This window comes from Pseudoxanthomonas sp. SGT-18 (assembly GCF_003931645.1).
GTDB lineage: Bacteria > Pseudomonadota > Gammaproteobacteria > Xanthomonadales > Xanthomonadaceae > Pseudoxanthomonas.
The window spans coordinates 22,858-29,793 of sequence record NZ_RRYJ01000015.1; the positions used below are offsets into that span (position 1 = coordinate 22,858).

The window sequence follows — 6,936 nt, forward strand, 5'->3', positions numbered from 1 at the left end:
GGCGATTATCGCCCACCCGGGTCCGCGGCCGCTTCCGGGGGCTCGGGCAAGGCCTCGGCCGGGGTGGCCGCGGCCAGCACCCGGGCGGCTTCCTCCAGGTAGCCGTCCAGGTACCAGTGGCCGCCAAGCCGGGTCAGGCGCAGGGTGGTGTCGATCTCGCGCCCGGCCAGCGGGTAGTGCAGGCGCACGGTGGCGTGGTCGCCCCGTTCCTCGACCAGGCCGGTGCGCAGGTCGGTGAGGCTGTGGTCCAGGTCCAGGCCGTAGTCGGCGGTGGTCGCCTTCACCGCGGCCAGGAACGGCCCCAGCCGGCGCAGGCTGTCCTCCATGCCGGCCTGGCGCAGGTCCTCCTCGCTGGCCAGCCCGGTCTGGCGCGCCGCCGCGGCCAGCCGCTCGATCGCCGCGTGGCCGAGCCGCGGATCGCCCAGCGGCGCCTGTCCGGCCCAGGCGCCCAGCGCCTCCACCGTCTGCACGTAATGGGCCCGTTCCTCGTCGCTGTAATGCGCCTGTTGGCGCAGGTACTGCACGCCGAACAGGGACAGCGAGCGGGCGGCGTCGCGCAGGGCGGTGTCCTGGCCGGCCAGCTGCCGGTCGAAGCGCCGGCGCAGGTCGGCTTCGGCGCCCGGCTCGGCCAGGGTCGCCAGCAGCGAGGGCAGTTGGTCGTCCAGCGGCAGCTCGGTCAGCGGCCAGCGGCTGCGGTCCTCGCGCCAGGCCGCGGCCAGGGCGGCATGGGTTTGCGGCGGCAGGGCGTCGCGCGCGAACGCCACCAGGTCGTTGCGCTGCAGGTGGCCGGCCAGCTGGCGCACGGCGCCGGCCGGTTCGCTGGCGGCGCCGGGCAGTTCCGCGGGCGCGCCCGGGTCCGGGCGGCAGGCGGCCAGCAACAGCAGCATGGCCGGCAGCAGCAGGCGCAGGCGCGCGCGCAGCGTGGATCGGGCGAGGCGCGATCGTTGCATGAGTCTGGTCCTGGGGCCCCGGGCGTCGAGTGTGGCCGCTGCCGGGGCGCGAGGGCAACGCCCGGATACAAAACGGGGAGGCCTGAGCCTCCCCAAATCCGGCAACGCCGGAGGACATCGTGTTGTGGCACGGCGCCGGCCAGCGGCCGGCTGCGGGGCACTCTAGCCCGCTCCTCCAGCTAATGCAATACGTTAGGTTTTCCTGGCTAACCGATTGATTTAGCTGAGCGCTTCGCGGATCTGCCGCTGGATCAATGCGGCCGCGGCCGCCGGATCGGGGGCGTTGCGGATCGGCCGCCCGACCACGATCGCGTCCGCGCCGGCGGCAAACGCCTCGGCCACGCCCACGCTGCGCTTCTGGTCGTCGCCGCCACCGCCGTCCGGGCGGATGCCGGGACAGACGATCGAGAACCCGCCGCCGGTGGCGGCGCGGATCGGGCCGGCCTCGCGCCCGGAGGCGATCACCCCGTCGATGCCGGCCGCCTGCGCCGCCAGCGCGCGCTGCACCACCACCTGCTCCGGCCCGGCGTCGATGCCCATGGCGCGCAGGTCGGCCCCGTCCATCGAGGTCAGCACGGTCACCGCCAGCAGGCGCATGTCGCCCTGGTTGGCCTCGGCGGCGGCCTGCATCATCGCCGGGTGCCAGCCGTGGATGGTGCAGTAGTCCACCTTCCAGCGGCCCAGGCCGCGGATCACCCCGGCCACCGTGGCCGGGATGTCGAAGAACTTCAGGTCCACGAACACGCGCTTGCCGCGCTGGCCCAGCAGGTCCAGCACCTGGAAGTACTCGCCGGAGGCCAGCAGTTCCATGCCGATCTTGTAGAAGCGCACGTTGTCGCCGAGGCGGTCGATCCAGGCCTCGGCCTCGGCGCGGCCGGGCACGTCCAGGGCGAAGATCAGGCGCTCCTCCGGCGCCAGCGGCAGCGGGGCGCGGCTCACGGCGCGGTCTCCAGCGCGGCGCGCTTGGCGGCGCGTCGCGCGTCGCGCGGCTGCTTCCAGTGGTTGTCGAACAGCGCCGGCTCCCAGCCGCCGTAGGTCGGGTTGGGCAGGATCCACCAGCGGCTGCCGAACCAGTCGCGGTGGCGTTCCAGCAGGGCCTGGCGGCCGGCGGGGCTGTTGTCCTCGATCTTGAGGAAGTCGCCCAGCTGGTCGCCGAACTGCATCAGCACCCGGTACTTGCGGCTGGCCAGGCGGCGGCGGCAGTCCTTCTCGCTGCCGTGCTGCTCGCAGCCCGGGACCACCGTGCCCAGGCCCAGGAACACGTCCTCGCCCTCCACCGGCAGGCCCTCGGCGCGCAGGTTGTCCAGGGTGGCCTGGGTCAGGTGCACGGCGCGGTTGGAGATGTAGACCAGGGTGACGCCGCGGGCGTTGGCGGCGCGGGCGAACTCGACCACGCCCGGCACGGCACGCGCCTTGCGCTCCTCGACCCAGGCGTCCCAGGAGGGGTCGCTGTACTCGCCGCCGTCGCGCACCAGGCGCGCCTGGTAGGGCGAGTTGTCGAGCACGGTCTCGTCGATGTCCAGCACCACCGCCGGCTTCAGGCCGGGGCCGCTGCCCTCGCGCTCGCCATCCACCAGCGCGTCCCAGGCCGGGTCGGCCAGGGCCTGGTCCAGGGTCGCGGCGGCGGCGCGGTAGGTCTGCTCGGCGATGGCGCGGTACTCGGCCGAGCGCTGCACCCACAGCACGGCATTGAGGTTGTCGTCGGCGGCCACGGTGGCCGGGGCGGCGGCGGGCGGGGCATCGGGCCGCACCGGTTGGCAGGCGGCGAGCGCCAGCACGAGCACGGCGGCGCAGGACAGGACAGGACGCATGGGGCGGTCTCGCAACGGCAAACGCGCATTCTAGCGGCTCGCCGGCCGCGCTCAGGCCGCCGGCAGGCGCAGCAACAGGTCGGTCGGGCCCACGTCCACGCCCAGCTGATGGAACAGGGTCGTGGCCTGGCCGCGGTGGTGCGCCTGGTGGTTGAAGAAGTGCAGCAGCAGGTGCGACAGCCGGCGCCGGTGCGCCTGGCCGGCCATGTTGCGGTACTCGATGACCCGCTCCAGATCCCCCGGCTGCAGCGTGCCGATCCAGTCGGCAATGGCCTGGTCCAGCAGCTGCCGGCGCTGCCACCAGGCATCCAGGTCCGGGCACGCGGTCTCGTCCAGGCGCCGCGGTGGCGGCAGGGCGGCGACCGGCTGCAGTGGCTGCCAGTGGCCGGGGTCGTTGGCGGCGAAGCGCTGCAGCCAGAGGGTGTCGGCCACCACCAGGTGGTTGAGGGTGCCGAGGATGGAGCCGAAGAACGCGCCGCGCGGCTCGGCCAGCAGTCCGGCGTCCAACCGGGCCGCGGCTGCGTGCAGGGCGGCGTTCATCCAGTGGTTGTAGTCGGCCAGCAGGGCGAAATGGTCGCGCATGGCGGCATCCGGCGGCGGGAAGGCAAAGCTTCGCATGGCGCCGCCAGCTGGTACTTGCTGAATACGCAGCCGGCGCGTGACCGGTTCCGCCGCTGCGCACCCGCAGCATGCGCGCGGGTGCGGATCGTGGTAGAAAGCGCGAATGATACCGCTAACTTGGCGCCCGGACGGGGCCTCGAACCCCGCCGGGGCCAGGTCGTGGCCGAGGTATTTGTTGCGTCGCAACAAGGCCTGGCTGGCGGGACCCTGCGAAGTTTCCGCGCACCGGAGCGCTCCATGAGCAAATCCCCCGCAAGCTGTTCCATCCCGCGGCCGCACGGCTGCCCGTCCGCGCACGGGGTGCGCGCATGAGCCTGTATGTCGGCCTGGATGTAGGCACCCAGAGCGTCAAGCTGGTCGCCTACGACCCGGAAGCGCGCCAGGTCGCGGCGACCATCGGCCACGCCCTGGAGCTGGCCGCCGGCGACGACGGCAGCCGCGAGCAGCGCGCCGAGTGGTGGATCGACGCGATCCGCAGCTGCTTCGCGCGGCTGGACCCGGCCCTGCGCGAGCGCGTGGTGGCGATCGGCGTGTCCGGCCAGCAGCACGGTTTCGTGCCGCTGGACCGCGACGGCAACGTGCTGGCCCCGGCCAAGCTGTGGTGCGACACCAGCACCGCGGCCGAGTGCGACCTGATCATGGACGCGGTCGGCGGCGCGCAGCGCAGCATCGAGCTGGCCGGCAACCCGATCCTGGTCGGCTACACCGCCTCCAAGCTGCCGTGGACCCGCAAGCACCGCTCGCAGGCCTACGCGCAGCTGGCCGCGATCATGCTGCCGCACGACTACGTCAACTTCTGGCTCACCGGCGAGCGCTGGATGGAGTGCGGCGACGCCTCCGGCACCGGCTGGCTGGACGTGCGCAACCGCCGCTGGTCGGAGGAGATGCTGCGCGCCACCGACCCGGACCGCGACCTGGCCGCGCTGCTACCGCCGCTGGTCGAGGCCGACGCCACCTTCCCGATCGCCGCGCACATCGCCGACGCCCTGGGCCTGCCGCGCAACGTGCGCGTGTCGGCCGGCGGCGGCGACAACATGATGGCCGCCATCGGCACCGGCAACGTGACCCCGGGCGTGCTGAGCATGAGCCTGGGCACCTCGGGCACGCTGTTCGCCTACTCCGACCGCGCCATGGTCGACGAGGCCGGCCGCTGGGCCGCGTTCTGCGATTCCACCGGCGGCTGGCTGCCGCTGATCTGCACCATGAACTGCACCGTGGCCACCGAGGCGGTGGGCAAGCTGTGCAGCTTCTCGACCAAGGAAGGCGACGCCCTGCTGTCCGGCACCCGCCCCGGCGCCGATGGCCTGCTGATGCTGCCGTTCCTCAACGGCGAGCGCACCCCGAACCTGCCCAACGGCCGCGGCAGCCTGTTCGGCATGACCGCCACCAACTTCACCGTGGCCAACCTCTATCGCGCGGCGATGGAAGGCGCGGTGTACAGCCTCAAGAACGGCTACGACGCCTTCGTCGACGCCGGCATGCGCTTCGAGGCCATCCGCCTGACCGGCGGCGGCAGCCACAGTGCGGTGTGGCGGCAGATGGTCGCCGACGTGTTCGGCCTGCCGGTGGACGTGCCCGAGCAGGCCGAGGGCGCCGCGTTCGGCGCGGCCCTGCAGGCCCTGTGGGCCACCGGCCGCGCCCAGGGCGGCGGTTCGGACCTGGCCGCGCTGGCGGCCGCGCACGTGCGCCTGGAGCCGCGCCTGTCCGCGCACCCGCACGCCGAGGCCACCGCCGCCTACGCGGCGCAGTACGCCCGCTTCCTTTCCCACCTCGACGCGATCCGGCCGCTGTACGCCTGAGCGCATCCCCGCTGTACGAACTCCCAAACGGAAACCACAAGATGAGCAAGCCCTTCATCGGCGCCACCGAGTACTTCCCCGGCATCGGCGCGATCCCCTACGAAGGTCCGGAATCGGACAACCCGCTGGCGTTCAAGGTCTACGATGCCAACAAGGTGATCGGCGGCAAGACCATGCGCGACCACCTGCGCTTCGCGGTCTGCTACTGGCACACCTTCTGCAACGCCGGCGCCGACCCGTTCGGCCCGGGCACCCGCCGCTTCCCGTGGGAGAAGGGCGACGCGATGGCCACCGCCGAGGCCAAGGTCGACGCCGCGTTCGAGTTCTTCACCAAGCTGGGCGTGCCGTACTGGTGCTTCCACGACGTCGACCTGGCGCCGGACGCCGACGACATCGCCACCTACGAGAAGAACCTCAAGCACCTGGTCGGCCTGGCCAAGGCGCGCCAGGACGCCACCGGCGTGAAGCTGCTGTGGGGCACCGCCAACCTGTTCTCGCACCCGCGCTACATGAACGGCGCCTCCACCAACCCGGACTTCGCCGTCGTCGCGCGCGCCGCGGTGCAGGTGAAGAACGTGCTGGACGCGGTGGTCGAGCTGGGCGGCGAGCACTACGTGTTCTGGGGCGGCCGCGAGGGCTACGCCACCCTGCACAACACCAACATGAAGCGCGAGCTGGAGCACTTCGCCCGCTTCCTGGCCGCCGCGCGCGACTACGGCCGCAGCATCGGCTTCAAGGGCAAGTTCTTCATCGAGCCCAAGCCGATGGAGCCGATGAAGCACCAGTACGACTTCGACAGCGCCACCGTCGCCGGCTTCCTCAAGGAGCACGGCCTGCAGAACGACTTCATGCTCAACATCGAGGCCAACCACGCCACGCTGTCGGGCCACACCTTCGAGCACGACCTGCAGGTGGCCTCCGACCACGGCCTGCTGGGCAGCATCGACGCCAACCGCGGCAACGCGCAGAACGGCTGGGACACCGACCAGTTCCCGACCGACCTGTACGACACCGTCGGCGCCATGATGGTGGTGCTGCGCCAGGGCGGCCTGGTCGGCGGCCTGAACTTCGACGCCAAGCCGCGCCGCGAGTCCACCGACATGGAGGACCTGTTCATCGCCCACATCGGCGGCATGGACGCGTTCGCCAAGGGCCTGGAAGTGGCCCATGCGCTGCTCAACGACTCGCCGTGGGAGCAGTGGCGCAAGGAGCGCTACGCCAGCTTCGACGCCGGCGACGGCAAGGCCTTCGAGGAAGGCAAGCTGGGCCTGGCCGACCTGGCCGCGCTGTCGGCCAAGATCGGCGAGCCGAAGCAGACCAGCGGCAAGCAGGAGCGCTACGAGAACCTGCTGAACCAGTACCTGCTGCGGCGCTGACGCAGCCAGTGCCGGGGCGCGCCGCGCGCCCCGGCGACCGCGCCGCGCCCGCCAGCCGCCTTGCCGGCGGGCGCGCGGATTCTCGAGGGAGGGGCCCCCGATGGCGGTAGTGGAAACCACGCAGTCCGGCGCGAGCGAGTTCGAGGCCGCCGGCGGCGAAAACACGCGTTTCATCATCCTGATCAGCCTGGTGGCCACCATCGGTGGCTTCCTGTTCGGCTACGACAGCGGCGTGATCAACGGCACGGTCGACGGCCTGACCGCGGCATTCCAGTCCGACGCGGCGGTGACCGGCTTCAACGTGGCCTCGATGCTGCTGGGCTGCGCGGTGGGCGCCTGGTTCGCCGGCACCCTGGCCGACCGCTATGGCCGGCGCACC

General features: G+C 72.3%; 7 protein-coding genes. 3 read left to right on the forward strand and 4 right to left on the reverse strand.

The window, feature by feature from the left end; translation table 11 throughout:
- Positions 1–5: 5 nt before the first annotated feature.
- From EIM47_RS15485 to EIM47_RS15500, 4 genes are all read right to left on the reverse strand, one after another.
- Positions 6–950: a hypothetical protein gene (locus EIM47_RS15485; RefSeq protein WP_019397527.1), complete on the reverse strand. Its 945-nt coding sequence runs from the start codon at positions 948–950 to the stop codon at positions 6–8.
- Positions 951–1,169: 219 nt separating this feature from the next.
- The gene (pyrF, locus tag EIM47_RS15490; protein WP_125077410.1) at positions 1,170–1,889 is read right to left on the reverse strand and encodes an orotidine-5'-phosphate decarboxylase; all 720 of its coding nucleotides are present in this window, start codon (positions 1,887–1,889) and stop codon (positions 1,170–1,172) included.
- Positions 1,886–2,761: a 5'-nucleotidase, lipoprotein e(P4) family gene (locus EIM47_RS15495; RefSeq protein ID WP_028915780.1), complete on the reverse strand. Its 876-nt coding sequence runs from the start codon at positions 2,759–2,761 to the stop codon at positions 1,886–1,888. The genes pyrF and EIM47_RS15495 overlap by 4 nt, the downstream gene beginning before the upstream one ends.
- A gap of 51 nt (positions 2,762–2,812) precedes the next feature.
- Entirely contained in the window at positions 2,813–3,343 is a 531-nt protein-coding gene (locus EIM47_RS15500) for a DinB family protein (RefSeq protein ID WP_019397524.1), read from the reverse strand.
- Between the two features lie 347 nt (positions 3,344–3,690).
- On the opposite strand from EIM47_RS15500, the gene xylB reads away from it, so the two are divergent.
- From xylB to EIM47_RS15515, 3 genes are all read left to right on the forward strand, one after another.
- Positions 3,691–5,181 carry a xylulokinase gene (gene xylB / locus EIM47_RS15505; protein WP_125077411.1) on the forward strand — a complete coding sequence of 497 codons (1,491 nt, stop codon included), beginning with the start codon at positions 3,691–3,693 and terminating at the stop codon, positions 5,179–5,181.
- 41 nt (positions 5,182–5,222) lie between these two features.
- Positions 5,223–6,557, forward strand: coding sequence for a xylose isomerase (xylA, locus tag EIM47_RS15510; RefSeq protein WP_028915782.1), 1,335 nt, complete (start codon positions 5,223–5,225; stop codon positions 6,555–6,557).
- A gap of 100 nt (positions 6,558–6,657) precedes the next feature.
- Positions 6,658–6,936, forward strand: a 279-nt coding sequence (locus tag EIM47_RS15515; RefSeq protein WP_164514630.1) for an MFS transporter, incomplete at its 3' end; no start/stop codon positions are given.